At 64.9% G+C, this 24,300-nt stretch carries 31 protein-coding genes and 1 tRNA gene; 14 read left to right on the forward strand and 18 right to left on the reverse strand.

Going from position 1 to position 24,300, the window contains the following annotated elements:
• Positions 1–41 precede the first annotated feature (41 nt).
• Positions 42–1,397: a WS/DGAT/MGAT family O-acyltransferase gene (locus H977_RS0114685; RefSeq protein WP_029108568.1), complete on the reverse strand. Its 1,356-nt coding sequence runs from the start codon at positions 1,395–1,397 to the stop codon at positions 42–44.
• Between the two features lie 101 nt (positions 1,398–1,498).
• On the opposite strand from H977_RS0114685, the gene H977_RS0114690 reads away from it, so the two are divergent.
• Genes H977_RS0114690 through H977_RS0114720 form a run of 7 tightly spaced genes read left to right on the forward strand, consistent with a single transcriptional unit; the run spans position 1,499 to position 7,874 of the window.
• Positions 1,499–1,903, forward strand: a complete 405-nt coding sequence (locus H977_RS0114690; protein ID WP_036476091.1) for a hypothetical protein — start codon at positions 1,499–1,501, stop codon at positions 1,901–1,903.
• A complete protein-coding gene (locus H977_RS0114695) occupies positions 1,863–3,653 on the forward strand; it encodes a peroxidase family protein (RefSeq protein WP_029108569.1) in 1,791 nt (596 codons plus the stop codon). Before H977_RS0114690 ends, H977_RS0114695 begins: the two co-directional genes overlap by 41 nt.
• Positions 3,653–4,123: a hypothetical protein gene (locus tag H977_RS0114700; protein WP_081681725.1), complete on the forward strand. Its 471-nt coding sequence runs from the start codon at positions 3,653–3,655 to the stop codon at positions 4,121–4,123. The genes H977_RS0114695 and H977_RS0114700 overlap by 1 nt, the downstream gene beginning before the upstream one ends.
• Positions 4,078–5,478, forward strand: a complete 1,401-nt coding sequence (locus H977_RS33205) for a hypothetical protein (protein ID WP_051288857.1) — start codon at positions 4,078–4,080, stop codon at positions 5,476–5,478. Before H977_RS0114700 ends, H977_RS33205 begins: the two co-directional genes overlap by 46 nt.
• Positions 5,475–6,908 carry a Dyp-type peroxidase gene (locus H977_RS0114710; protein ID WP_029108571.1) on the forward strand — a complete coding sequence of 478 codons (1,434 nt, stop codon included), beginning with the start codon at positions 5,475–5,477 and terminating at the stop codon, positions 6,906–6,908. Before H977_RS33205 ends, H977_RS0114710 begins: the two co-directional genes overlap by 4 nt.
• Positions 6,905–7,369: a DoxX family membrane protein gene (locus H977_RS0114715; RefSeq protein ID WP_029108572.1), complete on the forward strand. Its 465-nt coding sequence runs from the start codon at positions 6,905–6,907 to the stop codon at positions 7,367–7,369. The genes H977_RS0114710 and H977_RS0114715 overlap by 4 nt, the downstream gene beginning before the upstream one ends.
• Positions 7,326–7,874 (forward strand): nitroreductase family deazaflavin-dependent oxidoreductase, encoded by a 549-nt coding sequence (locus tag H977_RS0114720; RefSeq protein ID WP_029108573.1) that lies wholly within the window; start codon positions 7,326–7,328, stop codon positions 7,872–7,874. Before H977_RS0114715 ends, H977_RS0114720 begins: the two co-directional genes overlap by 44 nt.
• Here the strand turns inward: H977_RS0114720 and H977_RS34460 are convergent.
• Positions 7,871–8,428: a TetR/AcrR family transcriptional regulator gene (locus H977_RS34460; protein ID WP_051288858.1), complete on the reverse strand. Its 558-nt coding sequence runs from the start codon at positions 8,426–8,428 to the stop codon at positions 7,871–7,873. The genes H977_RS0114720 and H977_RS34460 overlap by 4 nt on opposite strands.
• A 106-nt stretch (positions 8,429–8,534) precedes the next feature.
• Here H977_RS34460 and H977_RS33215 point away from each other — a divergent pair, with 106 nt between their 5' ends.
• Entirely contained in the window at positions 8,535–9,404 is an 870-nt protein-coding gene (locus tag H977_RS33215; protein ID WP_036475948.1) for an SAM-dependent methyltransferase, read from the forward strand.
• 537 nt (positions 9,405–9,941) lie between these two features.
• Here H977_RS33215 and H977_RS33220 read toward each other — a convergent pair.
• Positions 9,942–10,907: an SRA domain-containing endonuclease gene (locus H977_RS33220; protein ID WP_155946647.1), complete on the reverse strand. Its 966-nt coding sequence runs from the start codon at positions 10,905–10,907 to the stop codon at positions 9,942–9,944.
• A gap of 155 nt (positions 10,908–11,062) precedes the next feature.
• Between H977_RS33220 and H977_RS0114745 the strand changes: the two genes are divergently transcribed.
• From H977_RS0114745 to H977_RS36240, 3 genes are read left to right on the forward strand one after another with little or no spacing between them, the layout of a single operon-like run.
• Positions 11,063–11,881, forward strand: a complete 819-nt coding sequence (locus H977_RS0114745; RefSeq protein WP_029108575.1) for a hypothetical protein — start codon at positions 11,063–11,065, stop codon at positions 11,879–11,881.
• A complete protein-coding gene (locus H977_RS0114750; RefSeq protein WP_029108576.1) occupies positions 11,874–12,503 on the forward strand; it encodes a 3'-5' exonuclease family protein in 630 nt (209 codons plus the stop codon). The genes H977_RS0114745 and H977_RS0114750 overlap by 8 nt, the downstream gene beginning before the upstream one ends.
• The gene (locus tag H977_RS36240; RefSeq protein WP_036475955.1) at positions 12,481–12,717 is read left to right on the forward strand and encodes a ribosome modulation factor; all 237 of its coding nucleotides are present in this window, start codon (positions 12,481–12,483) and stop codon (positions 12,715–12,717) included. Before H977_RS0114750 ends, H977_RS36240 begins: the two co-directional genes overlap by 23 nt.
• A gap of 49 nt (positions 12,718–12,766) precedes the next feature.
• Here H977_RS36240 and H977_RS0114760 read toward each other — a convergent pair whose 3' ends face one another.
• The 9 genes from H977_RS0114760 to H977_RS0114800 form a co-directional block, all read right to left on the reverse strand.
• Positions 12,767–14,143 (reverse strand): hypothetical protein, encoded by a 1,377-nt coding sequence (locus H977_RS0114760; protein WP_029108577.1) that lies wholly within the window; start codon positions 14,141–14,143, stop codon positions 12,767–12,769.
• Complete coding sequence (locus H977_RS0114765; protein WP_155946648.1) at positions 14,140–14,454, reverse strand: hypothetical protein; 315 nt, start codon at positions 14,452–14,454, stop codon at positions 14,140–14,142. Before H977_RS0114765 ends, H977_RS0114760 begins: the two co-directional genes overlap by 4 nt.
• On the reverse strand, positions 14,454–14,855 hold the full coding sequence (locus tag H977_RS0114770; protein ID WP_029108579.1) for a hypothetical protein: 402 nt from the start codon (positions 14,853–14,855) through the stop codon (positions 14,454–14,456). The genes H977_RS0114765 and H977_RS0114770 overlap by 1 nt, the downstream gene beginning before the upstream one ends.
• Before the next feature lie 450 nt (positions 14,856–15,305).
• Positions 15,306–16,058, reverse strand: coding sequence for a hypothetical protein (locus H977_RS0114775; protein WP_029108580.1), 753 nt, complete (start codon positions 16,056–16,058; stop codon positions 15,306–15,308).
• A 2-nt stretch (positions 16,059–16,060) separates the two neighbouring features.
• Entirely contained in the window at positions 16,061–16,264 is a 204-nt protein-coding gene (locus H977_RS0114780; protein ID WP_029108581.1) for a hypothetical protein, read from the reverse strand.
• Between the two features lie 5 nt (positions 16,265–16,269).
• On the reverse strand, positions 16,270–16,698 hold the full coding sequence (locus tag H977_RS0114785; RefSeq protein ID WP_029108582.1) for a helix-turn-helix domain-containing protein: 429 nt from the start codon (positions 16,696–16,698) through the stop codon (positions 16,270–16,272).
• Entirely contained in the window at positions 16,695–17,126 is a 432-nt protein-coding gene (locus tag H977_RS33230; RefSeq protein WP_036475961.1) for a hypothetical protein, read from the reverse strand. Before H977_RS33230 ends, H977_RS0114785 begins: the two co-directional genes overlap by 4 nt.
• A gap of 552 nt (positions 17,127–17,678) precedes the next feature.
• Entirely contained in the window at positions 17,679–17,939 is a 261-nt protein-coding gene (locus H977_RS0114795; RefSeq protein WP_029108584.1) for a hypothetical protein, read from the reverse strand.
• Entirely contained in the window at positions 17,939–18,163 is a 225-nt protein-coding gene (locus H977_RS0114800; RefSeq protein WP_036475967.1) for a helix-turn-helix transcriptional regulator, read from the reverse strand. Before H977_RS0114800 ends, H977_RS0114795 begins: the two co-directional genes overlap by 1 nt.
• Before the next feature lie 121 nt (positions 18,164–18,284).
• Between H977_RS0114800 and H977_RS0114805 the strand changes: the two genes are divergently transcribed.
• Positions 18,285–18,995, forward strand: coding sequence for a helix-turn-helix domain-containing protein (locus H977_RS0114805; protein ID WP_029108586.1), 711 nt, complete (start codon positions 18,285–18,287; stop codon positions 18,993–18,995).
• Positions 18,982–20,094: a site-specific integrase gene (locus H977_RS0114810; RefSeq protein ID WP_029108587.1), complete on the forward strand. Its 1,113-nt coding sequence runs from the start codon at positions 18,982–18,984 to the stop codon at positions 20,092–20,094. The genes H977_RS0114805 and H977_RS0114810 overlap by 14 nt, the downstream gene beginning before the upstream one ends.
• A gap of 54 nt (positions 20,095–20,148) precedes the next feature.
• On the opposite strand, the gene H977_RS0114815 is transcribed toward H977_RS0114810, so the two are convergent.
• The 3 genes from H977_RS0114815 to H977_RS0114825 all read right to left on the reverse strand — a co-directional run bounded on the left by H977_RS0114815 (position 20,149) and on the right by H977_RS0114825 (position 21,257).
• Positions 20,149–20,239: transfer RNA gene (locus tag H977_RS0114815), tRNA-Ser, on the reverse strand.
• Positions 20,240–20,298: 59 nt separating this feature from the next.
• Positions 20,299–20,754, reverse strand: coding sequence for a nucleoside deaminase (locus tag H977_RS0114820; RefSeq protein WP_029108588.1), 456 nt, complete (start codon positions 20,752–20,754; stop codon positions 20,299–20,301).
• A complete protein-coding gene (locus H977_RS0114825) occupies positions 20,751–21,257 on the reverse strand; it encodes a tRNA adenosine deaminase-associated protein (protein WP_029108589.1) in 507 nt (168 codons plus the stop codon). The genes H977_RS0114820 and H977_RS0114825 overlap by 4 nt, the downstream gene beginning before the upstream one ends.
• A gap of 97 nt (positions 21,258–21,354) precedes the next feature.
• Here H977_RS0114825 and H977_RS0114830 point away from each other — a divergent pair, with 97 nt between their 5' ends.
• Positions 21,355–22,299, forward strand: coding sequence for a prephenate dehydrogenase (locus tag H977_RS0114830; protein WP_029108590.1), 945 nt, complete (start codon positions 21,355–21,357; stop codon positions 22,297–22,299).
• On the opposite strand, the gene H977_RS0114835 is transcribed toward H977_RS0114830, so the two are convergent.
• Genes H977_RS0114835 through H977_RS0114845 form a run of 3 tightly spaced genes read right to left on the reverse strand, consistent with a single transcriptional unit; the run spans position 22,262 to position 24,299 of the window.
• Entirely contained in the window at positions 22,262–22,855 is a 594-nt protein-coding gene (locus tag H977_RS0114835; RefSeq protein WP_036475969.1) for a putative glycolipid-binding domain-containing protein, read from the reverse strand. The genes H977_RS0114830 and H977_RS0114835 overlap by 38 nt on opposite strands.
• Positions 22,852–23,628: an ABC transporter permease gene (locus H977_RS0114840; RefSeq protein ID WP_029108592.1), complete on the reverse strand. Its 777-nt coding sequence runs from the start codon at positions 23,626–23,628 to the stop codon at positions 22,852–22,854. Before H977_RS0114840 ends, H977_RS0114835 begins: the two co-directional genes overlap by 4 nt.
• Positions 23,625–24,299 (reverse strand): ABC transporter permease, encoded by a 675-nt coding sequence (locus tag H977_RS0114845; protein WP_029108593.1) that lies wholly within the window; start codon positions 24,297–24,299, stop codon positions 23,625–23,627. The genes H977_RS0114840 and H977_RS0114845 overlap by 4 nt, the downstream gene beginning before the upstream one ends.
• Position 24,300: the final 1 nt, after the last annotated feature.

Raw genomic sequence — 24,300 nt, forward strand, 5'->3', positions numbered from 1 at the left:
CGTGAAGATCACTATTTGGTCTACCCATTACACCTTTTGGATCAGACCCCGGAGGCGACCTCCAGCGCCTTGAGAGAGTCCTCCAGATGGCTGAGCATCCGCTGCAGATGCGGCACGCTGCGACGGCACCCGACCAGCCCGAAATCGAGGTTGTCGGCATTGTTGGCCAGCGTGATGTTCATGGCCTGCCCGTCCAGCGCGATCGACAGCGGATAATTACCGTCCAGGCGAGCGCCCTTCCAGTACAACGGTTGTCGCGGTCCGGGCACATTGGAGATGACGAGGTTGAACGGCGGGGAGGTGGCGCCGACGAAACCGGGCACCGCGGCCAGGCCGAGCGGGGCGATCATCATCGCGGACAAGGCCAGGGCCTGGATCCGGGGCAGTTCGGAGAACACCTTCTTGTTGCCCCGCATCGACTCGCCGACGACGTTGAGCCGATCCGCCGGATCGTCCAGGTCGGTACCCAAATTGCACAGGACCGAGCCCACGAGGTTGCCTCCGGCGTCGGCCTCGTGCTCGGCGCGCAGGCTCACCGGCACCATCGCGATCAGCGACTCGTCCGGCAGCGCGTCCTGCTCGAGCAGGTAGGCACGCAACGCACCGGCACACACCGCGAGCACCACATCGTTGACCGTGAAACCGGCGGCCGCGGAAATCCGCTTGAACCGCTCCAGCGGCCACGACTGCGCCGCGACCCGGCGGGCACCGCCGATCTTGACGTTGAACATGGTCTTGGGAGCCGCGAACGGCAACGTGAGCTGTTGCTCCAGCAGCGCCGCACGAGCCAGCCGCAGCGTCGACGGCGCCAGCCCCGCGACAGCGCCGGCCGCATCACCGACGGTGCGCATGATCGACGAACTCTGGTGTGGGCGTTTCCGGCGCGGCAGCGCCCACGGCACCCGCACCTCGGTGTCATCCGGATCCTCCGACAACGTGCGCATCAACAGCTTGAGCGCCGACACCCCGTCGATCAGCGAATGGTGCATCTTCGTGTACACCGCGAACCGGCCGTCGGCCAGCCCCTCGATCAGGTGGGCCTCCCACAGCGGCCGGTGCCGGTCGAGCAGGCTGCCGTGCAGGCGTGAGGTCAGCTCGAGCAGATCGCGGACCCGGCCCGGCGACGGCAGGCCCGAGCGGCGTAGGTGGTAGTCGAGATCGACGTCGTTGTCGTAGGTCCAGCCGACGTTGGCGATACCGCCCAGAATGGTCGCCGGGTGCTTACGGAACACCGGCTCGACCTCGGTCTGGGACAGCATCTGCTCGTACAGCTCCCGCACGAATTCTCGGTTCGCACCAGCCGGAGGTTCATAGAGCGCGAGGCCGCCGACGTGGAAAGGGTGCTCCCGGCTCTCTGCGATCAGAAACATCGAATCGGTCGGCGACATCAGCTGCATGAGGCCATTCAACGCTGCCGCATCAGACCCCGACACAAACCCGGCAAAACAGGTAGCCCACTACGCGTTCCCCCGCACCCGTGAGCAACCAAGATCTGTTCATGGCGAACGTGGCGCGCAAGATGCTCGCACTGATCAGGATCTTCAACGGGGCGGCCGGACTCCTGGTCCCCGAGAAGCTGCTGGCCCGCCTCGGGGCCGATACGGCGACGGATCGCGCCGGAACCTACCCGTTCCGGATGTTCGGCATCCGCACCGTTCTCATCGGCCTCGACCTGTTGGTGCTCCGCGGAGCCGAACTGCGTCGGGCCGAAAAGCTCGCGGTGCTCATCCACGCCACCGACACTGTCTCTGCCGCCGTCACCGCAGCCCGCGGCGACCTGCCGCGCAAACAGGGTCTGGTGGCCATAGCCATCTCCGCAACCAACACCGCACTTGCCGTCATCGCATGGAAAGGAGGCCGGGATGCCATCCCTGCTGACACGCTGGTTCATCAAAGCCACTGAGGTTGTCGACCGACGGATCGGGTGGGACAAGCTCCCGCCGTGGATCGGTCTCGGCGTCCTACTCGGGGTTCGCGACGCACTGCGCGAACACAATCTCTACGACTCCTACCGGGGCGATCCTCCGGCAGCACCCGCACACGCTCCTGCCGAATACCTCACCATCAGGACCGTCGACGGCTCCTACAACGATCTGTCGGCACCGTCGATGGGTATGGCCCACACAAGGTTCGGACGCAACGTGCCGCTGGACAAGGGCCATGCCGAGCAGCCGCCGAACCTGATGGACCCCAACCCGAGGGTGATCAGCAACGAGTTGCTGCGCCGCGACACGTTCAAGCCGGCCACCACACTCAACGTCCTGGCGGCGGCCTGGCTGCAGTTCGAGACCCGCGACTGGTTCAGCCACGACACCGACCCCAGCAAGATGATCGAGATTCCGGTGCCCGAGGGCGACGACTGGGACGAGTCCGCCATCCGGATCCCGTCGACGCCTGCCGACCCGGACCCGACGCCGGGCGACTCGACGTTCATCAACACCGAGACGCACTGGTGGGATGCCTCGCAGCTCTACGGCAGCAACCAACTGTTCCAGGATGCGATCCGCACGCCGGACAAGAAGGACGGGAAGGTTCGCATCGACGCCGACGGATTCATCGATCTCGATCCGTCGTTGCTCGGCGCCTCGGGCGGGGCGGACGGCTGGTGGCTCGGCCTGGAACTGATGGGCACGATCTTCCTGCGCGAGCACAACGCCATCTGCGACCGGCTGCAAGCCGCCTACCCGACCTGGACCGGCGACCAGATCTTCCACAAGGCGCGGATGATCAACGCCGCGCTGATCGCGAAAATCCACACCATCGAATGGACGCCCGCAATCCTCGGCCATCCCACCTTGCAGATCGGGATGCGGGCGAACTGGTTCGGGCTCGCCGGCGAACGCGTCAAGCAGCTGTTCGGGCGGCTCAGCGCCGACGAGGCGATCAGCGGTGTCGTCGGGTCGGCCACCGATCACCACACCGCGCCGTACTCCATCACCGAGGACTTCGTCACCGTCTACCGCATGCACCCGCTGGTGCCGGACGACTACGAGTTCCTCAACATCGCCGGAAAGGCCGAGCCGCAGCAGCTTTCATTCGACAGCATCCACGGCGGTGCCAACTCTCGTGGCGTGCTCAAGAGCATGGGTGTCTCCAACTGCATCTACTCGCTCGGCGTCGCACACCCCGGCGCGGTCACCCTGCACAACAGTCCCAACTTCATGCGCCGCTTCGACCGCACCGACGGGCACGTCATCGACATGATCTCGACCGACATCGTCCGCTCCCGCGAGCGAGGGGTGCCGCGCTACAACGAATTCCGCCGCCAGCTGCGATTGAAGCCGGCAACGTCGTTCGACGAGATCAGCGGCGGGGACCGCGACACTGCCCTGAAGATGAGCGAGATCTACGGCGGTGACATCGAGAAGGTCGACGCCATGGTCGGCATGTTCGGTGAGAAGCTTCCTGAGAAGTTCGGCTTCAGCGACACCGCGTTTCGCATCTTCGTGTTGATGGCGACCCGCCGGCTCAAGAGCGACCGGTTCTTCACGGTCGACTTCACCCCGCGGGTCTACACGCCGGAGGGCATCGCCTGGATCGCGGACAACGACATGTGCTCGGTGCTCATCCGCCACTACCCCGAGCTCGAACCGGTGCTGCGCGACCAGCGCAACGCGTTCGCCCCGTGGTCGCGACTCGGTCAGGACTCGTGATGACCCGACCCGAGCCCGGCTTGCCCCGGACCACACCGCTCGACGAGTCGGCGTTGCTCGGCTACCGCAACAGCGAGTTGGACATGCTGTTCCGGCAGGCGGAGGCCGGGCCCATTCCGGACGGGGACACCCAGGGCACGCTGCTGGCCTGGCCGGGAACCTGGGTCGCCGCACCGCTGGCCCGGCTGGTCCGCGTACTCATCTGGCAGGGCAAGGTGCTCGACCGCCGTGAGGGGATGCTGCGCAACAAGCTGACCCCGTTCGGTCTGCGGCTCGTCAAAGCCCGACTGTCGGTCACCGCCAGCTGGGTGGACAGCGCTGACTGCGTACTCATCGACTACTCCAAGACGTCGATTCTGGCCCGCATGGTCCGCGATGAGATCCGCCTGATCGGCCCCGGGCTCTACCTCGGAGTGGTGTGGCTGTGGCGGAAACGCATCGGCTGGTTCACCATTCGCTCGACCAGGTGATCCAGATGCCGCACCAGGAAGCCTTCACCGTACTCGCCGAGGTCAGCGCAGATCGGCTGTCGTCACTGCGTGATCTGCTCGGACGCATCCCCGACCATGTCGAGCGGTGGGACGTGCTGCCGTTCGAGAAGTTGAGCGGTCTGCACTTCGCCAGGATCGTGCTGTTCGAGCCGACGCAGGATCTCGACGGACGCCCCGTGCCGGCCCAGGTGGCGCTGCTGACCGATGTCGACGCGCCGCTGGGCGGCCATCTCGACGAGCTCGCGGCGATCGGCGGTGACGGGCTCGACGCGGTGTTCTCCCACTGCGTCGGCTACCCGGCCAGGGCATCGGTGCCGGACCGGCGGGCGTTCCTGCGTGCGCATCAGGCCAAAGTCGCTGCGGCACACATCAACCGGCGCGGCCGTTCGGTCAACCAGATTCGGCAGGAGGATCTGCTGCAGCGCGAGATCAACAGGTTCCTCGATGCGGGCGATCTCGGGTCGTTGGATCCGGGGAAGATCAAGAGCGCGATCGTCGACTTCGTACGCGACCGCGAGGATCTGGCGTGGGCCCTGAAACAGGCGCAGGGGCCGTCCTTCCTGTGGCGAGCCAAAGAGGCTGTGCACAAGTACTTCTGGATTGCCGCACTGGCCGTGGTGACGGTGCTGTTCCTGCCGCTCGTGGCGCTCGGCCTCGGATTGTTCACGCTCGTGCTCCGCTACCACGAGAAGCGCGACCAGCCCGACACCCGCGCCGCCGCACCCGAGGTGGCCCGCGCGTACCGCGATGACGAGGACTACTGGGCACACAACCAGATCGTCGCCGTCGGCTTCCTCAAGCCCGGCCCGTTCCGCCGGCTGACCACGACGGCGATCCTGTTCCTGACCGACTACGCGACCCGCCACATCTACAACCGCGGAACCCTGTCCGGGCTCAACACCATTCACTTCGCCCGGTGGGTGCGGATGGACGGCAATCGCGGCCTGTTCTTCTCCAGTAACTACGACGGCAGCCTGGAGAGCTACATGAACGACTTCATCGACAAGGCGTTCTGGGGACTCAACGCCATCTTCAGCAACGGCGACGGCTTCCCGCGCACGCGCTTCCTGTTCTTCGGCGGCATCACCGACGAGAAGGCCTACAAAAAACTGCTTCCCACCCGACAAGCCCCGAGCAATGTCTGGTACAGCGCCTACCCGCATCTGACGACCAAGAACATCGCCAACAACGAAGCCATCCGACAGGGCCTCTCGGACAACATGGACGATGCCCAGACACGGCGCTGGTTGCGCCGATTCGGTTGTGGCAACGAACTTCCCGAGTCCAACTGGGCGGCCCGACAGCTCGACAGCATTCCGTGGGACAGGCTATGACTCTTCAACTGGACGACATCCAGGGCGTCATCCTGCATGGCTACGGCGCGCTGGACGACGCGGCGTTCCTGCTTCTGACGATCGACGACGTCGCGGCGGCCAAGCAGTGGCTGTCACAGCTTCCGTTGCGCGACAGCACAGTCCGGCCCGACGTCACCGACACCTGCACCAACATCGCCTTCACGCCGTCGGGACTGGCGCGGCTGGGGCTGCCACCAGAACACCTCGGAATGCTGGCCGGGGAGTTCCGCGAGGGTATGTCGGGCACCGAGCATCGCCGTCGGATTCTCGGCGACCACGGTGACAGCTCCCCCTCGAACTGGCGGTGGAACGGCGACGACATCCACGCGCTGTTGCTGCTCTACGCGCGTGACGCCGCCGCGGTGGCCGACCTGGAGAACAGTCACGACCTGCCGGGCGCCGGTCTGCGCGTCGTCAGGCGGCTCGATTCGCTGACCCTCCCGGGGCGCAAAGAGCACTTCGGTTTTCGCGACGGGATATCGCAACCTCTGATCGACGGCTACGACGACGGCGGACCGGCGGGAAACACCGTGGCCCCAGGCGAATTCGTGCTCGGATATCCCAACGCCTACGGCCAGTACACCGACCGGCCGCTGGTGGATCCGGCTGCCGACCCGCGAGGCCTGCTGGCGGCTGCGGCCGATGCGCCGGCGCTGCGTGACCTCGGCAAGGACGGCAGCTACCTCGTCTTCCGGCAGCTCAAGCAGGACGTGGCCGGGTTCTGGAACAGCCTGGCCGAGCGATCCGCCGACGTGCTCGACCGGGTGCCTGCGTGTGTCGGGCTGGCAGCCAAGATGGTCGGTCGCTGGCCCAGTGGTGCGCCGCTGGTGAAAGCACCGACCGCCGATGATCCCGCACTCGCCGACGACAACGACTTCATGTACTTCCGGTCCGAAGATCCCGACGGTCTGAAATGCCCGATCGGCTCGCACCTGCGGCGGTCCAACCCACGCGATGCGCTCGACCCGGTACCCGGATCCGACCGGTCGATCGATGTGGGCAAGCGCCACCGCATCATTCGCCGCGGCCGGGCCTACGGTGCGCCCCTGGCGCCGTCCATGGACCCCGCCGACATGATCGGGGCCGGTGACGACGGCGCCGAACGAGGTCTGCACTTCATCTGCTTCAACAGCCAGCTCGGGCGGCAGTTCGAGTTCATCCAGCACACCTGGGTCAACAGCGCCAAGTTCGACGGCGGCTACGCCGAGGACGATCCGATCGCCGGTGCCCGCGGCACTGGAAACGGGAACGGGAACGGAAACGGTGACGGGCACGGGACATTCACGGTCCAGCAGGAGCCGATCCGCCGGCGCGTCACCGGCTTGCCCCGCTTTGTCCACACTGTCGGCGGCGCGTACTTCTTCATGCCCGGTGTGGCCGCCACGCGCTATCTCGCGGCCCTGCCATGACGTCCTGGCGGGAGTGGGCCCCGCTTCCTCTGCGACTGTTCCTCGGCGGCGGGCTGATCCTGCACGGCGGCATCAAGCTGTTCACGTCCGGCGGGCACGCCAACATCGCCCACCTCGTCGGCCGGCTCGGGGTGCCGTTCGCCGATATTGTCGGCTGGATCGTGGGCATCGTCGAATTCGGCGGTGGCCTCGGCATCCTGCTCGGGATCTTCTTCCGGCTCGCCACGGTGGTGAACGCGCTCAACGTCGCCGGCCTTTTGGTGCTCGGCTTCGTCGCGGGCGGAATCCCCGCGCCTCTGCCCGGCGGCGATCCGCTGCCCGGTTTCCGTGAGGCACTGCTGATCCTGGCGGGCGTGGTCAGCCTGCTGCTCAGCGGACCCGGCCGGCTTTCGCCGGCCGACAAGTCAGGAGGCCACCATGCACACCGACAACCTGAGCGGGATACCCCGGGTCGAGCTTGAAACCAGGCCGCGGTGGAAGCGGGAACTGTCCTGGTGGATCGGAGGCAGGCTGTTCACCACCGACCGCGCCGCGACGTTCTGGCGGCGACGAGTCGCGCCGTTGGAGGCACCGGTGATGAAGGCGACCCGCGGGCGCGCGCGGATGAGTGTGGGCCTGCCGGTGCTGGTGCTGAACGCCACCGGAGCGCGTAGCGGCAAGCGGTACGAGGTCCCCCTGGCGTACTTCACCGAAGGCGATGACGTGGTGTTGATCGCCTCCAACTACGGGCGCGAACATCATCCGAACTGGTATCACAACCTGATCGCGCATCCGGAATGCGAACTGCACATCGGCCCGCACGGTGGCCGGTTCCTCGCGCGCGAGGCCACCGGGGCCGACCGCGACCGGCTCTATGCCATGGCTGCCGATCGGCTCAACAAGGGCTGGAATGTGTACAAACAGCGCACCGACGGAATCCGCACCATCCCGGTGCTGCGGTTGTCGCCCGATGGCCGGCCGGGTTAATCGCTGCGCTCGTAGATGTCTGAGGCGATCGCGATGGCGGTGTCGTTGCATTCCTCGTCGGTCAGCGCCAGGTCACCCATCATCGCCACGCTCCACGAGATCGTCAGCAGCGCCTGCCGGGCGTGGTACACCGCGACTGGTTCATGATCGGGTGCGGTCATGGCATCGGCCACACTCCGAAACTGATAGCGCAGGTCTGCTCCTACCCCGAGCCGGTTGAACGCCGCGTAATTCTCGTGCATGAACCGCGTCATCGCCCGACCGGTGCCGTGGAGGACGGTGCCGTACCTTCGCAGCACCTCGCGTCCGGTTTGCTTGCCCGGCGGTTGCCCGGCGGCCCACTCGAGGATCTCGTCCACACCGGTACGCAGATCGTCGGCGAGGCTCACCACGATGTCTTCTTTTGCCGGAAAGTGGTAGTAGACAGCCGCTTTCGTGATCCCGAGGCGCTCGGCTATCTGCCGGATCGAGGTCTGGTCATAGCCGTGGACGGAGAACAGTTCGAGCGCCACGGCACGGATCTTGTCGCGGGTATCGGTCCGTCGACCTGCCATGGAGGCCCCTTCCATTACTTGACGCCCGGCAAGGGATGAGCTTAGCGTGGGCACACCATTACTTACCTGCCGTCAGGTAATGACGAGCCACTTCTGGGGGGATCGAATGGACGAATCACAGCCGACCACCGCGTTGACCGGGCCGCCGCTCACCGCCGTCGGGGTCGCGGTCATCCGGGCCCGGGAAACCGAACGGGCCGACCGCCTCTACGCCGATCCGTACGCCGCCCGCTTCGTCGAGGCGGCACAGAAGGCATATCTCGACCCAGGCGCTCCCGAGGGCGCCCCCAGCACCTGGGCGACGGTGATGCAGTTGGCCGAGGTGATGTACGAAGCCCGCACGATCGGTGTCCGCCTCGTCGACGACGCTTTGACCGAAGCCGCGGCGGCCGGGCGCACACAGATCGTGTTGATCGGGGCCGGACTGGACACCCATGCCTTCCGGCTGACCTGGCCTGAGCCCGTCAGGCTGTTCGAGATCGACCTGCCCCAGCTGTTCGCCTTCAAGGAACCGATCCTGCGCGACGCCGTCGCCACTTGCGAACGCCACATCATCGAGGCCGACCTCTCCGACCAGGGTTGGGCGGAATCCCTGGTGTCCAACGGGTTTGATCCCGCCACCCCCACGCACTGGGTCGACCACGCACTGATGACACTGCCGAGGGCCGCGGCTCGCGCCGGGGTCGAGGCGATCACGCGCCTGTCCGCACCGGGCAGCCGCTACGGATACCCGACGATGGGCAGCCAGAGCTTCAACACCACCATGAACTCGGTGGCCGGTGCCGCGGAGCTGTACCGCAGCATGCCCAATGTCGACCGCGGCCTCGGTGATGACGCCCGGCAGTGGATCGAAAACCTGGGATGGTCAACGTCGTTCAACAGCTTCGCCGACCTTGCCGCGCGCTATCCCCGCAACATCGGTTCCGACACCGGCAGCGGAACCGTCACCGCCACCCGCCTGGGGACGCCGGCATGAAAAAAACCCGCTACCTGCGATGGCAGGAAGCGGGTTTATGGCGGTGGCGGAGGGATTTGAACCCTATTTACGCTCCAGGCCAGGCGTTCGGATATGCGTCAAGCTGCTAAAACACATATCGACAGTTCACGCGTGTTATCTGTAACTGCGGCCAAATTGCGGCCAAATTGCGGCCGCGACTACCCACCCAATGTGCTGTTGTCGCTACGGCCGGCAGTCGCCATGTCACGGTGAAGTGGTGACGCGAACGTACTCCCTCGCCGAAGTCGCAGCGGTCTATCTGCCACCCGAGTGGAAGGACGGCGTCCGTTGGCTCTCACGCCGACTCAACCGCGGAGAGATCCAGGGTTACAAAGTTGGCCGCGTTTGGCGGATGACCGAAGGCGACGTCGCAGCATTCGTCGAATCGCGGCGCAATCCAACGAAGCCCGCGGCCGGTTTCGCGGCCGCCGCATCAGCGAAGCCTGGCGGCAGCGTCATCGACGGACTGTCCGAACGGTCAAGGCGTCGAGTGACGGAGTGCGAGACTGGCAGCAACTAGGGGCAGCGGTTCAGTGATGTCATGTCGATGAAGATTCCCGGTGACGACTCAACGACGCAGCCAATGTCGAGTTGCTCGAGCAATTCGACCAGATCGGCGGCCGGCGACTCCGGCAACAAGACGGCCAAACTCGAATCGCCGACATATCGCCCGTAATCGAGGACCTGGCCGATAGCCAAACGAACGCTCATCCGCTCGGCGGATCCCTTGGCTTCGTACAAGATGTTGTCGGAGATATCCGCGAGGTCGCTGTACAGCGTGGCTGATCCAACCGGATTGATCCGGTAACGCATGACTTCCCGATGATGAGCTTCGAGATATGCCTTGAAGCGGTCCGTCAATTGCGCCTCACGCTGAACTACCGTCCCGCTAACCGACTTCTCAACTTCGGAGTTCTCGATGTTGACCACTGCGACCGGGACAGAGTCCACAGCGACGGTGGCTATTTCCGCGGCCTGGCCAGCGCCTTCGATAGTGCTGACGTGTGGATCCCCCTCGGCAACCACGACGCCGATCGGTAGCAACCGAAACACGAAAACATTGCGCGGGACACCGTCGGTGCCTGGCGCCCTCCGGATGAAGTACGGAAGGTCTGGGTCAACTGAAAACTGTCCGACGTACTGATGAATGCGTGCGTCGCTGCCGGGGACATTGCCGACCGCTACGAACAGCCTCAGCGCAGTGCCGTTGGTTTGATGGTCGGCGATCGCGCGGTTGCCCCGGACCATCTGCTGATCGCCGATCTTGCCCTCGCCGGTGTAGTAGTACACCTGCTGCGACACATCCCAGCCGTCGAAGTCGTAGCCGTTGGCAGCAGCCTTGCCATGATCCGAGTAGACAAGAACATTCGGCGTGGTACTCGAGCCCGTGATGCCTGCTTGAGCATTGCCCTTGTAGACACCGTGGATTTGTTCCCTGACAAGGATCTCTCCGGGTTGCACGCTCCACATCGGCGAAGTCATCGGGCGATCGTAGGTCGCGGCACCGACATGTCCAGGCGCAGCGCAGCTCCTGGCGGATGTTCCAGCGAGTGTCGACAGCTCGTCCACCACCGGCTGACGACTTTTAGACGGCACGTTGCCACAAGATTGTCGGCAGGCCCGCTTACTGTGTCCTTGTGGGGCAGGCAGGTGCGGTGAGTGGCGGCGAGGCCGTGTTGGCAAAGCTGACGACGTACAAGACGGCCCTGTTCGCGTCACTCGTAGTGATCGCGGGAATCGGCCTAATGTGGCTTTCCAACAAGGGCTGGTTCGACTCTCACAAAGCTGTGCAAGCCACCGCGAACCAGGTTGGTGGGCTCCTCGTTACGACAGGCGGGCTCGCCATCCTGTGGGACCTTCGAGCCAAAAGAGACTTCATGCAGGAGGTCCTTGAGAAGGTACGGATTTCGTCCGACGTGACCGCCGCCGGCATTGACCGCGTGACGATGAAGTGGATGGACATTCCGTGGGATGACCTTTTCAAGAACTCGAAACAGGTATCAGTCTTCATTTCGTATGGAGGCAGTTGGCGCAAGAATAATTGGGCGTCGATCGAAAAATTTGTCGGAGTCAAGGGCAATTCGCTCAGGTTGTTCCTGCCAGATCCCAATGACGAAGCAACCATGCAAGTGCTCGCGAAGCGCTACGACTACACGCCACAGAAAGTTCAAGACAACGTTGTCGAGACGACGGAGGAGTTCGCGAAGCTGGGGATAGCGGGCGCGGATGTTCGCATCTACTACCGCGCAGGCGATCCCACCTACACGTCTTACTGCTTCGACGACAAGGTGCTAGTGACCCTGTACGCAAACAGACGACGGCGCGGCGATGTACCAACACTGCTGGTGGGACAAGGTACGTTCCACGATTTCTTCAAAGAAGATCTCACTGCGATCGAGAATCAGAGCACGCCGGTCGCATTGGCCGACGTAATCAAAGGCGGTACGAATGGTTGAGATCCAATACGTCGATCTAGTCAAGGGCGACGTTTCCTCAGACTTCGAAACAGCTGTCCGGGATGCCGGGACAGTAGCGTGGGACATTGAAACCAGCGGTCTCGATTGGCGGCTTGACCGCATTGGCACCTGCCAGCTGCATGTGCGCCACGTAGGGACACAGATCATCCGGATGGATGGGCACCAACCCGAGCGGCTTCGGGAGCTCCTCACGTCTGAGCATGTTCGAAAGGTTTTCCACCACGCGCCTTTTGACCTTCGGTTCATGCGCCATCATTGGAAGGCCAGCGCACGAAGTGTGGCGTGCACCAAGATCTTGTCGAAGATAGTTCGACCGGAGGCGGACGGCCGTGAGCACAGCCTCAAGCCCACTCTGGAGCGGTTCCTCGGAGTAGTGCTCGACAAGAGCCAACAGACCTCCAACTGGTTGTCAACTACTTACACAGCTGAGCAACTCAATTACGCGTCACGCGACGTCGAATACCTGGTGCCGTTGTTCGACACGTTGATGGACGAGGCACGGGCCAGCGGTGTGGCTGACATCGCTGAGCGGACATTCGAATATCTACCTATCCGCGTCGAGACTGATATACGCGGATGTGGCGACGTATTCGATTACTGATCCAGAGAACACGTCGCCAGAGGCGCGTGCGCAACGCGTCGCTGAGCTCAAACGCATATATGTCGAAGGCCGGGCCGCCAGCGTGGGCGCACCTAATCCGTACCGCGGTCAGCACGTGAACGCTGCCGTGTGGCGCGCCGGCTATCGACGCATGCTTGACGACAGGCTCGTCGCTTCGCCGGCGCGGCAGGACTATCTACGTCGGAAAGACTGATCCGAAGACTGGAATCGACTGCGCCTCTGTTCTGCTGGTCTTCCGCGGGCTATCGCGGCCGGAAGCGTGTAGCCGCGAATTCCAACGGCGACAGTGGGCGGCCCCCGATTGTCGTCTCTATTCGGCCGCCGGCCATAGCCGCGAAAGCCCGGGCGGCGGACTCACTAGTCTGGCCCGCGGCATCCTGAGCAGCGGCCAGCTTGTACGCAGCCGCCAGGCGCGCTTCGTCGCTATCACCGCGCGGATGACCCGCGGTGCCATCCCAATAGCCTCCCAGAGACGCCGCTGCTGGCTGGTGGTGTGTAACCGATGCTCCCTCGGGGAACAGCGTCGCTGCGGATACCCCTGCGAGTTCCCGCCACGCCGATTGTTCCGCCGCTTGCAGCGCTCGCGTGTCGGTCGATATGGCGACCTCGATTCCGTACCTCTTGCGCAGGCTCTCGGCGACATAGGCATGTGTTTCGGGAATGCAGAGGCGAAGCACGTTGTATCGCTGCGACACGAGGTCGTTGATCGGGGCGTCGACGTGACCGGGAGCGTAGCCGAAGGTGAACGCGAAAGCGCAGTTCTTCATCGACCCATCCCCGTACACGTCTGAGCGCTCAATAGCCATCCGCAGCCCCATGACCGCAAGTGACAGCGACCGAAAGTAAGACACACCTTCGGCGCGCTCGATATACGGGCCGTCCGGCGAGGTTTCGAGTGCAACGTTCCATCCGGTCGTCGGGTTGCCGATCAGCCGCGGCGCGCTGTTCTCGTTTTCGTCGTCGATCAGCCACAACTGCCAACCGAAGTGGTCGGGGTGAACGTCGCACACGTGCTCGGATGCCGGTAGTGCCGGTTCTCGGCGGGCATCTTCTAGGAAGCCTGTCGAGTCCACGCCGCGCAGACGCCGGCGAGCAGAGCCCTCGATCGCATCAAGATCGTCGTGTGTGATGCGCCGCAAATCCGCTGCCGTCCAGACTCCTCCAAATGACTCCGACCGCGGATACTGGGCTCGGAACTCGTTAGCGCGCCCGCCCGGCACCACCATTTCGAGGAAACGAAACCGCGTGGTCCGCATGAGATGTGAGGCGGCCGGATCAGTACCGAATCCACCGACCGCGACCCCATAAGTCAAGACCGTCAGCTCCGGCTGCCGCCGAAGCCCAGCCTCCCAGTCCATCCGCAGTATGTTCGCCAGCGATTCTCGGCGATGGCCAGGCACGTAATAGATGCCGCAATAGCAATTCTCGTACAGCGCAAAGTGATCGACGTCGGGCGGCTTGTGCGTGCAGATCGACTGCTCTGCGAAGAGCCGGCCGAACCGCGCCGGGCCACCGTGAAGCGGCGAGAAAAGTCGCGTGCCCTCATCGTGCAGATACCACCGACGCCAGCCGAACCGGTTCGGCTCCATGTCGACCCAGTCCGTCGTGCCCTCATTCACTCGTCGATCACCGCTTCCTCGTCTGCGGGCCCGTGCCATTCGCAGAGCTCGTCACCATTGAGCCGAAACCACTTGCCGTGGTCGACGCCCCCGAACCCGAACCGGTTGGCCGGCAGACCGGCGAGCGTGAACGCCGAGAGCAGGCGATCCGTCGAGATGACAACGGGCCGGCCGCCCTTCAACGCCTCTTCGTATTCGTAGATGTGGCCGGGTATCCGCCACCGCTTCATGCCTTGGTCCCACTCTGCAACCAGTAATGCGCGGATCCCCGATATGCCGGCGATACCGGCGCGACCGTCGCGACGCGGCATCAGCCACCGCCTGCGCCCCACCGCGCCAGCGCGGCAGCAGCGAACCGATTCGTTCCGCCGGCAGCCGGAGTCTTCGGTGTCTTCTCCGCGGGCAGGTCGAGGGTCAGTCGGCCGAGCGTTTGCGACTTCAACTGTGTCTGCATGCGGATCTCTGCAATCAGCGGATTCAACACTGCCTGTCCGGTGGAGCCAGTCGAGCCGATCTCCTGCGCTACGAGCTCGGCCTCAAGCGTTGCGATCCGGCCCTCGATCGCACACGCCGCTTTCAGCTGCGCCAGCTCCACAGCGTTGAGCACAATGCCGACGTCCTGGGCATCAGCGATGATCGCGCGCCACAGCTTCTTGCCGGCCTCGGCGAGATCCGCCGGCACACGCGGCGGCCACGCTGGCTTGGCTCCCATGGCTACCTCCTGGGAGTCGAAAAATGGAAGTTTCGGAAAACATGCGACGCATAGGCGGGTGCTATGGCATTTCGGTGCCGGCCGGGGCCTTGGGGGTCACCCGGTACCCCCGAACGCTCGCGCCGGCGCCAACGGTGGCGCCCAGCCGCCGTGTGAGCGACGATCGCCGCCGGTCTGGTGTGGTTCATTGGCGAGTAGAACGTGGCGCGGTGGCAGTCCTTGCGGTTCTGGCCGCCGTCGGCCGCGCGGGTAGTTGCGTGGTGGCACTTGGTGTTTCCGTTCGTTTCGGGTGCGGCCGGGTGCGCTCGGGGGTTCAGGACTTGGACGGCAACCTGGCCGCCAAACCCCGGCGCACTCCGGCCGCGTGGTGTCACCGCGGTATGCCCAGGAGTGGCTTTCGGGTGACGGGCCGCCACGCCCGACCCCGCAGTTGATGCGTGGCGGCAGTCTTCATGCGGTGGTGTGTCCTGATTCGGCGTCGAGCAGTTCGCGTAGCGCGTCGCGGAGCATCGCGTTGCGGGTCGTCGACAGGCTTCCGCCGCTGTTAGCCTCGTGTGCCGATTCGATGGCCTCGGGCGTGATGGCCGCAGTGACGCGGCGGTAGGCATCGGCTATCCGCTCGGGGGTGTCGATGTTCAGGCACTCACCGTCGGCGAGTTCGGCGGCTTGTTGACGGGCCGCCGCTTCGGCGGCGTCGATGGCTTCTGCGAGGTCAGTGCTGAGCTGGTGTGCCCGGGCGTTGTATGCGGCTTTCTCGCGCTGCGCGATGATGGAGTCGAGGTAGTCGGAGAATTTCACACCGATGAATCGGCGACCTACAGGGACCGTTCGGTCCCGCTGAACACCGATCTCGTTGTCGGGTAACGGGTCAACCGTGTTGAGCCTGTTCAGGTGCAGGTGGAGCGCGCCGAGCTCCGCGTCGAGACGTTGCCGCTTATCGAACGCGCCGGCGAGGGCGTCGAGGTCGAGTGGGTCGGCGGCCGCGAGCGCGTCAAGTTCCTTGCGGGCCGCGATGGCGGCGTCACGCGCGGGCTTCGGTAGTTCGCGCCAACCGCGGCGTATCTCTGCGAGCTCAACAGCGGCGCGGGTGGTTTCGCCGGCCTCGCGGATGGCGACGGCCTTGCCGGCAAGGCGGCGGTGTTCAGCCTCGGCGCCTTCGAGCGCCGCGTCAATGTCGGCCGGTGTAGCGGTCTTGGTTGCCATTGTCAGGCTCCTTTGGGGTTGAACGTGAGGGCGACGGCTTCGTTGGCTTTGTTCGACATGTCCCACAGCTCAGCGGATTTCGAGCCAACTTCAGCGCGGCGGTGTTCGGCCGCGAGCCGGGACGCGGTGATCGGGTCGCGTACGCCGGGTTCGATCTGTGTAGGTCGGGCTTGGGCCGACAGCGCTTGGTATTCGTCGTCGGTCATGGCTGCTAGATGCGCGAGGAGCTGTCCACGGTCCATCGTTCGCCTTTCTCGTGTTCGTCGATGGCGGTCTGGTCGAGCAGCCAGCGACCGCCGACCTTGCGGCCGCCGAGCTGTTCGGCGATTCGTCTAACCTGGCGGTGTGACAGTCCGAGTCGGGTGGCCGCGTCGTCGATCGTGACCGTTGACTGTTCTCGTGGGATAGATTGCAACACTTTGGTTTTACGGACGTCCGTCTGTCCGTTTGCGGACATAGCAGCGGTGTTGAGAGCGCAGGCAAGGGCGGTTAGTTTCGTTCCGACGGGCAGCCCGTTGTGGTGGCGTGTGCGGGCCGCGATCAGCACAGCTTGGCGTGCCGCTTCGAGCCATTCGCCTGTGAGGACCACCGCGCTGCCGGCTACTACCAAGCCCGCGCTTTTGTTGTCGGCGGAGGTCATGAGGCTTCGTTGCTTTCGTGTGGGTGGTCGCATCGGCGGACTTCGTTTTCCGCGGTCTCGACCCATCCGCTTCCCTGACAGAGCTTGCAGTCGGCGCCGCGTCGCTTGAGTGCTTGGATCTCAGCGACGCGTTGATCAGCGGTGGAACGTCGAGCGAGCGCCGGCAAACGGCCTGGGTTGCGCCCGATCCAGCGCTCGTGATGTTCCCGAGCGATCTTGCATCCGGGACAACTGTCTCCTGTCCCGTAGGGCATGTGCACTTTGCAGAACTCGGGTGGTTTGGGATCCGGATCGGCACGGGATACGTCGGCGCTTTCCGCGGCGGCGACGCCGTTGATGTTCCGACCCGAGAATCGGATTGGAGAGAGAGCGCTGCCCGAGTCGAGGAATGCTTCGACATCGACCGGTTGTGCCGGATCCGTTCGCACGCCTCTCTCCCGAAGTAACTCCCGAAGCGATACCCGAAGGGGGGCACTCTGCTGCCCCCCTTAATGGGTCACTGGTGACCCCACCATTCACCGCTACTGACCGCACTAAACCGATAGTGGGGTCAGCGATAGTGGGGTCACCAGCGACCCCACTATCGCCATTCGCACGGCCCGGCTTAGATGGCATGGTCAGCCGATATTCGGTGGTTTTGCGACTGCCGCGGGACCTCGGCGCAGGCCTTGACACTGTGAGCAGCCCGTACTTGATGGCGTCCTGCCGTGCTCGCTTAACCGTTTCGGGCGAAACTCCCAGGTCGTCGACGAGAATGCCGTTGGCGCGCCATGCGTTTCGTCCGTCACGATCGGCCGTCGCCCCGATGTGCTCGATAACCAGGCGGCGCGCCGCCGGTATGTCCTTGCAGCAGCGCACCGCTCCAAGCCAGGCCAGTTTCGAGAACTGGCCGCCATCCTCGCTGCGTACGGTGTTCAATGCCTGGCTTTCGGTTGAGAGCGGACTGCCTAGCGACCTGCTAGTGACTTGCTAAACACTTGCTAGCCTTTGTATTTCGAGGACTGGACGAGTTCCTGAATTGCGACGCACCCTGCCGGGTACACAAGCGTGGTCTCGACGCGCAGTCCCGCGATACTGCCCTGGCGCGCGCGGAAGATTCCCGAGAGCGTCGCAATCGCGATTTGCGCTTCGTCCAATGTCCAACTGTCCCGAGGATGCACGGCGAGGATGTTGTCGATGCGGCGCTGAACGTCGCGCAATTGGCATTCGTGCATCTGCGCCTCACACGTCAACTCAGTCATCACGCGAGCACTCCCCGCGCGTCGTCGGTGCGCTGGCACACGTTGGCGTCGAGGTAGGCACGAACGTCCGACCATCGGTAGAGCACACGCCTGGGGCCACATTTCACGAACTTGGGACCGGTTCCGCGGTAACGCATTTGAGCAAGTCCCGCCGTGGTGGTGCCAAGAACTGCAGCAACCTGGGCGGAGCTAGCGGTGTCGATATCGGCGGGAATCGGTGGCATCAATTTCTCCCTGGTTGATGTAGCGATATCTCAAGCTACGGGTTATTTCGTAGCTTCACGCACAGCGAAGCATGCCCGGGCTACCTTGTCAAGCAACGGAGATAGCCGTAGTATTTTTCTCGTGACGGAAGCCGAAAAGTGCCTGCCGTTGGCCGTGGTGGTCGGCCGCAACTGCCAGCGCATTCGTAAATCGCTCGGTTTGTCCCAAGACGAGCTAGCGACTTACGCTCGCGATGCCGGGCTCAAATGGTCGACGTCACGCGTCAGCGACTTCGAGGCGGGACGGACTTCCCCGACGTTTGCGACAGTGCTGCTGGTGAGTCTGGCGCTACAACGCGCCGCTCAGGCGACGAGCGACGCCACCGAAGAGGGGTCGGACGGCAACGAAGTGCAGCTCGCCGATCTGGTAGGAACTGACGGCTGCGTGCAACTCAGCGAGGACCTGTCGCTACCCGCCAAGCATCTATCTCTAGCGTTGTCTGGTAGCGGTTGGATCCTGGACACCTGGTATGACGAGTACCAGGAGGCGATGCTGGCGCGCGAGTTCCGGCGACTAATCCCTGCCGACAGGATCAGCGCATTTAGCGGCAATTTTCAGCATTTGTCGGCGTCAGTTCTACGCCGGTCTGGACTGGCAGAAGACAGGATCGCGAAGAAGCTTGGCATATCGCGTGACGGACTTGCGGACATCTCGTCGGTGCTCTGGCAGCGTACGTTCAGTGAAGAACGTGACCGGCGCGCCGGGGATGGCGCCAACCAGCAGCGAAAAGGGCACATCGCGCGGGAGCTGCAAACCGAGCTTGAGCGGGCCCTAGCCGATGGCCGCGATTAGCCGGTATCAGACGGCAGCAGGCGAATCCCGTTACAGGGTTCGGTATTACACGCCCGATCGGGGCGAGACACAGAAGCGCGGGTTCAAAACCAAGCGCGACGCGGAAGCGTTCGCCGCGACAGTCGAAGTGTCGAAGATGCGCGGTGAGTACGTGCGGCCGGCGCTCGGCCGTGTCCGTATCGCTGAGCTCGGGCCCGACTGGCTGACGCGCAAGCAGGGCATGGCGCCGTCCCACTACCGGATGCTCGAATCCGCTTGGCGGGTCCATGTTGCGCCACGGTGGGCGACTGTCCGCGTCGCTGATGTCGACATCCTCGCCGTCGAGGACTGGATAGCGACGATGACAGACAAAGGCTCCGGCGCAACGACAGTGCTGCGGGCACACGGCGTGTTGTCAGGCATTCTGGCCGATGCGGTAAAGGCCAAGCGGATCGCAACCAATCCCGCCCGCGGCGTCGAGAACCTACCGCGCAAAACGGCGCGCCGCCGTATCTACTTGTCCGGTGATGACGTACACCGCCTGGCCGCCGAGTCGGGCGAGCATCGCGCCCTGGTGCTCGTGCTCGCGTATTGCGGACTGCGGTGGGGCGAGGCCATCGGCCTGCGGTGGCGGGATGTCGAGTTCCTACGCCGGCGGATCTCGGTGTCTACGAACGCTGTGCAACTCGGCGTGACGCATTCTGTCGGCCGCACCAAGAGTCGAGAGGATCGGACTGTCCCGGTGCCGGCGTTCGTGCTGGAAGAGTTGTCGGTGCTGCGGAGGGACCGCGCCGATGATGATCTGGTGTTCGCGGGGCCGGCCGACGGATATCTTCCGCGGCCCAAGTCGACCCGCGGCTGGTTCGCCGGGGCAGTGAAACGGGCCAAGGTCCAGCCGATCACGCCGCATGATCTGCGGCACACGTGCGCGTCACTGGCGATCTCGGCCGGCGTCAACGTGTTGGCATTGCAACGGATGCTCGGCCACAAGTCTGCGAAGGTCACTCTGGACACCTATGCGGACCTGTTCGACGATGATTTGGACGCGGTCGCCGTCACGCTCCATGCCAAATATTCACCGGAGATTGCGGCCAAAATGCGGCCACCTTCAGCCCAGTAGTCGGGGCAGCAGACAAAAAATAGCCTCCGACCTGCGTTAACAGATCAGAGGCTATGGCGGTGGCGGAGGGATTTGAACCCTCGGACGGGGGTTACCCGTCACACGCTTTCGAGGCGTGCTCCTTAGGCCGCTCGGACACGCCACCGTGTGGCAGCTTACCGGGCGAGGGCCGCCAGCCCTAATCGGTCGCGAGTCTGGCGGGAACTAGCGCTGGGCGGCGAAGAATTCCTCCAGCAGCGCCGCGCACTCGTCGGCCAGCACTCCGCCGACCACCTCGGGACGGTGATTGAGCCGACGATCGCGCACCACATCCCACAGCGAGCCCACCGCACCGGTCTTGGGCTCCCACGCCCCGAACACCACCCGCGCCACCCGGGCCAGCACCAGCGCACCCGCGCACATCGTGCACGGCTCGACGGTCACGGCCAGCGTCACACCTTCGAGGCGCCACCCGTCGCCGAGCACCCGGGCGGCCTCGCGCATCGCCACGATCTCGGCATGCCCGGCCGGGTCGCCGGTGGCCTCACGGACATTGGCCGCGCGGGCCAGCTCGGTGCCGTCGGCCGCGAACACCACCGCACCGATCGGCACATCACGCGGCCCGGCCGTGCGGGCAGCCTCCAGCGCCGCGCGGATCAGGGCTTGGTCTGAGGCACTCACCGACCGAGCCGGTCGAGCACCGCCGACAACTCGTCGGCGAAGCCCATCTCGCGGGCGATGCGCCCGATCTGCTCGTCGGCGTACAGGTCGGTTTCGGACAGGATCACGCCAAGCACGTCCTCGTGCAGACCGATGTCCGACAGCACCGAGAGGTCGCCCTCCTCGAACGGATCCGAGTCTTCGAGATCCTCTTCATCGAGATCGGCGTCGAGATTCTCCAGCGCCTCGGCGGCGATGTCGTAGTCCAGCGCAGCCGTGGCATCCGACAGCAACAGCCGGGTTCCCGCAGGTGCAGGCCTCACGATCACGAAGAATTCGTCATCCACGTCGAGCAGCCCGAAGACCGCCCCGGCACTGCGCAGCTCACGAAGCTCGGTCTCGGCCGCGGTCAGACTCTTCAATGACGACGAACGCATGGGGGCGCACCGCCACTTGCCGTCCTCCCGGACAACGGCCACCCCGAAGCCATCGGGCAGGTCTGCCGGCGCACGCTGTGCTCCCATGCCCGCCTACGGTAGTCGCCGACCAGCAATTTTGACAGGGATCACCCTCGGCTCCGGCACAGCCGTATGCCAACCTTGATGCGTGACGAACACCCCCGTGTGTGTGGTAGGCCTCGGCCTGATCGGTGGATCGCTGATGCGTGCCGCCGCCGGAGCCGGCCGCGAGGTCTTCGGCTACAACCGGTCGATGGAGGCCGTCGCGGCCGCGAGGTTCGACGGGTTCGATGCGACCGAGAACCTCGACGAGGCACTGGGCCGGGCCGCCGACCGCAACGCGCTGATCGTGGTGGCGGTGCCGATGCCGGCTCTGCCGCAGATACTCGCCCACGTCAAGCAGACGGCACCGCAGTGTCCGCTGACCGACGTCATCAGCGTCAAGGGGGCAGTGCTCGATGAAGTGCGTCGAGCAGATCTGTTACCGAACTTCGTCGGTGGCCACCCGATGGCGGGCACGGCGCATTCGGGCTGGTCGGCCGGGGACGCCGCACTTTTCACCGGCGCCCCGTGGGTGGTCAGCGTGGACGATCACGTCGATGCGCGGGTGTGGTCGCTGGTCACCCAGCTGGCACTGGACTGTCACGCGGTCGTAGTGCCGGCCCGCTCCGATGAGCACGACGCCGCCGCGGCCGCCATCTCGCACCTGCCACACCTGTTCGCCGAAACCCTGGCCGTGATGGCCGGCGACGTACCGCTGGCCTTCGCCCTGGCCGCCGGATCGTTCCGCGACGGCACCCGGGTGGCGGCCACCGCACCGCACCTGGTGCGGGCCATGTGCGAGGCCAACGCCGACCAGCTGCTGCCCACGCTGGAGCGCGGCATCGAACTGCTGACGAGCGCCAAGAAAACCCTGGCCGCCACGGGTTCGGTTGCCGAGCTGGTCGAGCCCGGTCACGCCGCCCGGATGCGCTACGACAGCTTCAGCCGCCCCGAGATCATGACGACGGTGGTGGGCACGGACAACTGGCGGGCCGAGCTGGCCGCCGCCGGACGAGCCGGCGGGGTGATCAGATCCGCTCTGCCAGTCCTGGGTAATCAAGGATGAAACCGTCGGAATCCACGGTGATGGTGGTGTCGGCGACCGGCGAACGCAGCTTCACCCCGGCGTCCGGGCCGGAACTGGTGTAGCTGATGCTGGCGGTCTCCACCGAGAAGTCCGGCAAGCGCACGTAGACGACCGGCAGGGTCATCGACTCAGCGCGCTCGTGAAGTCCGGTCCGCCGGATGGGCAGCGCATTGAAGAACGGGCTGAACACGACGTCGACGTCGAGCGCGCCGCCGAAGTCGGAGCGCTTGGTCTGGGTGTGGTCCTGCACCAGCCACATGTTCTCCTCATCGCGGGCGATGGAGAGCTGGCGTTCCCGCTCGGCCAGCGTCACGGTGAGCGAGAGTCGCTTGGTGGCACCGGTCTCGTCGGTGATCAGGTCATAGGACGCAGAGAACGCCGGGTGGGAGCCGGTGGCTGCGGCCACGATCCGGCCGTAGGCCTTGATTCGCTTGCCCGACAACTGAACCCGAACAGACTCCATCCGCGATACATCGTGCGCCCGCCACGTCAACACTGCCGGCCAGGCACGGTCCTTCTGGTCGCTCACCCTTATACCGTATGCGACGACGCGCGGCGTTCGTAGCCGAGTCCGGAAGTCCTCACCGAACGCGACTCGAGTGCGACCTCGTCACTGAGCAACGGCTGCGGAATCCGTCGCCCACCTCCCAACCGGCCACTACCGGGCACCGACAACCACACCGCGAACGCCAGCGCGGCATCGAGAATCAAGGCCAAGGCCGTGACCATGAGCGCACCCACCAGAGCGATGTGGAACTGGCGCACCTTGATGCCGTCGATCAGATACCGGCCCAGCCCACCGAGGCTCGCATACGCGGCGACCGTCGCCGTCGCCACGATCTGAAGCGTCGCGGTGCGCAAGCCACCCACGATCAACGGCAGCGCATTGGGCACCTCGACCCCGAACAGCACCCGGCGCTCGGTCATGCCCATCGAACGCGCCGCGTCCACCACCGCGGGGTCCACATTCGCGATTCCGGCGTAGGTCCCTGCCAACAGCGGCGGGATGCCCAGCAGCATCAGGGCGACCGTCGGCGGCACCAGGCCCAGTCCCCACAACAGGACCCCGAGCAGCAGCACGCCCAGCGTGGGCAGTGCGCGCAGCGCGTTGACCCCGGTGACGATCAGGAAGGTACCGCGGCCGGTGTGCCCGATGAGCAGGCCGACGGGAATCGCGACCAGCATCGAAGCCAGTACCGCGACCCCGGTGTACTGCAGATGCTCGACGATGCGGGCCGTCAGTCCGGCGGGCCCGGTCCAGTTGGCGGCGGTGAAGATGAAGTCCAGTGCCTGCTGCAGGAAGTTCATGCCACCGCCTCGGCACGACGCGAAATTCGGGACGCCTTCGGTTGCCGGTTCCACGGCGTGATCGCCCTGCCTGCCAACATGATCAGGGTGTCGATGACGACGGCCAACACGAAGATCGCGATGATCCCGGCGATGATCTGGTCGCTCTTGTTCGACTGGTAGCCCTCGGTGAACCAGGTGCCAAGGCCGCCGATGCCGATCACCGAGCCCACCGACACCATCGAGATATTGGTGACCGCGACGACGCGCAATCCCGCCGTCAACACCGGGATGGCCAGCGGAAGCTCCACCTTGAGCATCCGCACCAACGGCCGGTAGCCGATCGCCGTCGCGGCGTCGCGGACCTGCTCGGGCACCGCGTCGAGCGCCTCGGGCACCGCGCGCACCAACAGTGCGGTGGTGTAAAGCGTCAGGGCGACAATGACATTCGCCTCATCCAGGATGCGGGTCGGAATGATCAACGGCAGCACCACGAACAATGCGAGCGACGGAATGGTGAAGATGATGCTCGCGGTGAGCGTGGTCATCCGCCGCAGGGCCGTGGTGCGCTGAACCGCCGCTCCCAGCGGTACGGCGATCACCAGCCCCAGCACGATCGGCACCAACGACAACCGCAGGTGCACGACCGTCAGCACCCACAGGTCGTCGAGATGGTTCAGCAGATACCGCATG

Source organism: Mycobacterium sp. URHD0025 (assembly GCF_000426065.1).
GTDB lineage: Bacteria > Actinomycetota > Actinomycetes > Mycobacteriales > Mycobacteriaceae > Mycobacterium.

What these genes read in the sequence shown, in the direction of transcription:
- H977_RS0114685 (WP_029108568.1), bottom strand. Translation starts at nt 1,397, where the DNA reads ATGCAGCTGATGTCGCCGACCGATTCGATGTTTCTGATCGCAGAGAGC.
- H977_RS0114690 (WP_036476091.1), top strand. Translation starts at nt 1,499, where the DNA reads ATGGCGAACGTGGCGCGCAAGATGCTCGCACTGATCAGGATCTTCAAC.
- H977_RS0114695 (WP_029108569.1), top strand. Translation starts at nt 1,863, where the DNA reads ATGCCATCCCTGCTGACACGCTGGTTCATCAAAGCCACTGAGGTTGTC.
- H977_RS0114700 (WP_081681725.1), top strand. Translation starts at nt 3,653, where the DNA reads ATGACCCGACCCGAGCCCGGCTTGCCCCGGACCACACCGCTCGACGAG.
- H977_RS0114710 (WP_029108571.1), top strand. Translation starts at nt 5,475, where the DNA reads ATGACTCTTCAACTGGACGACATCCAGGGCGTCATCCTGCATGGCTAC.
- H977_RS0114715 (WP_029108572.1), top strand. Translation starts at nt 6,905, where the DNA reads ATGACGTCCTGGCGGGAGTGGGCCCCGCTTCCTCTGCGACTGTTCCTC.
- H977_RS0114720 (WP_029108573.1), top strand. Translation starts at nt 7,326, where the DNA reads ATGCACACCGACAACCTGAGCGGGATACCCCGGGTCGAGCTTGAAACC.
- H977_RS34460 (WP_051288858.1), bottom strand. Translation starts at nt 8,428, where the DNA reads ATGGCAGGTCGACGGACCGATACCCGCGACAAGATCCGTGCCGTGGCG.
- H977_RS33215 (WP_036475948.1), top strand. Translation starts at nt 8,535, where the DNA reads ATGGACGAATCACAGCCGACCACCGCGTTGACCGGGCCGCCGCTCACC.
- H977_RS33220 (WP_155946647.1), bottom strand. Translation starts at nt 10,907, where the DNA reads ATGACTTCGCCGATGTGGAGCGTGCAACCCGGAGAGATCCTTGTCAGG.
- H977_RS0114750 (WP_029108576.1), top strand. Translation starts at nt 11,874, where the DNA reads ATGGTTGAGATCCAATACGTCGATCTAGTCAAGGGCGACGTTTCCTCA.
- H977_RS0114765 (WP_155946648.1), bottom strand. Translation starts at nt 14,454, where the DNA reads ATGCCGCGTCGCGACGGTCGCGCCGGTATCGCCGGCATATCGGGGATC.
- H977_RS0114770 (WP_029108579.1), bottom strand. Translation starts at nt 14,855, where the DNA reads ATGGGAGCCAAGCCAGCGTGGCCGCCGCGTGTGCCGGCGGATCTCGCC.
- H977_RS0114775 (WP_029108580.1), bottom strand. Translation starts at nt 16,058, where the DNA reads ATGGCAACCAAGACCGCTACACCGGCCGACATTGACGCGGCGCTCGAA.
- H977_RS0114780 (WP_029108581.1), bottom strand. Translation starts at nt 16,264, where the DNA reads ATGACCGACGACGAATACCAAGCGCTGTCGGCCCAAGCCCGACCTACA.
- H977_RS0114785 (WP_029108582.1), bottom strand. Translation starts at nt 16,698, where the DNA reads ATGACCTCCGCCGACAACAAAAGCGCGGGCTTGGTAGTAGCCGGCAGC.
- H977_RS0114795 (WP_029108584.1), bottom strand. Translation starts at nt 17,939, where the DNA reads ATGACTGAGTTGACGTGTGAGGCGCAGATGCACGAATGCCAATTGCGC.
- H977_RS0114800 (WP_036475967.1), bottom strand. Translation starts at nt 18,163, where the DNA reads ATGCCACCGATTCCCGCCGATATCGACACCGCTAGCTCCGCCCAGGTT.
- H977_RS0114810 (WP_029108587.1), top strand. Translation starts at nt 18,982, where the DNA reads ATGGCCGCGATTAGCCGGTATCAGACGGCAGCAGGCGAATCCCGTTAC.
- H977_RS0114825 (WP_029108589.1), bottom strand. Translation starts at nt 21,257, where the DNA reads ATGGGAGCACAGCGTGCGCCGGCAGACCTGCCCGATGGCTTCGGGGTG.
- H977_RS0114840 (WP_029108592.1), bottom strand. Translation starts at nt 23,628, where the DNA reads ATGAACTTCCTGCAGCAGGCACTGGACTTCATCTTCACCGCCGCCAAC.
- H977_RS0114845 (WP_029108593.1), bottom strand. Translation starts at nt 24,299, where the DNA reads ATGCGGTATCTGCTGAACCATCTCGACGACCTGTGGGTGCTGACGGTC.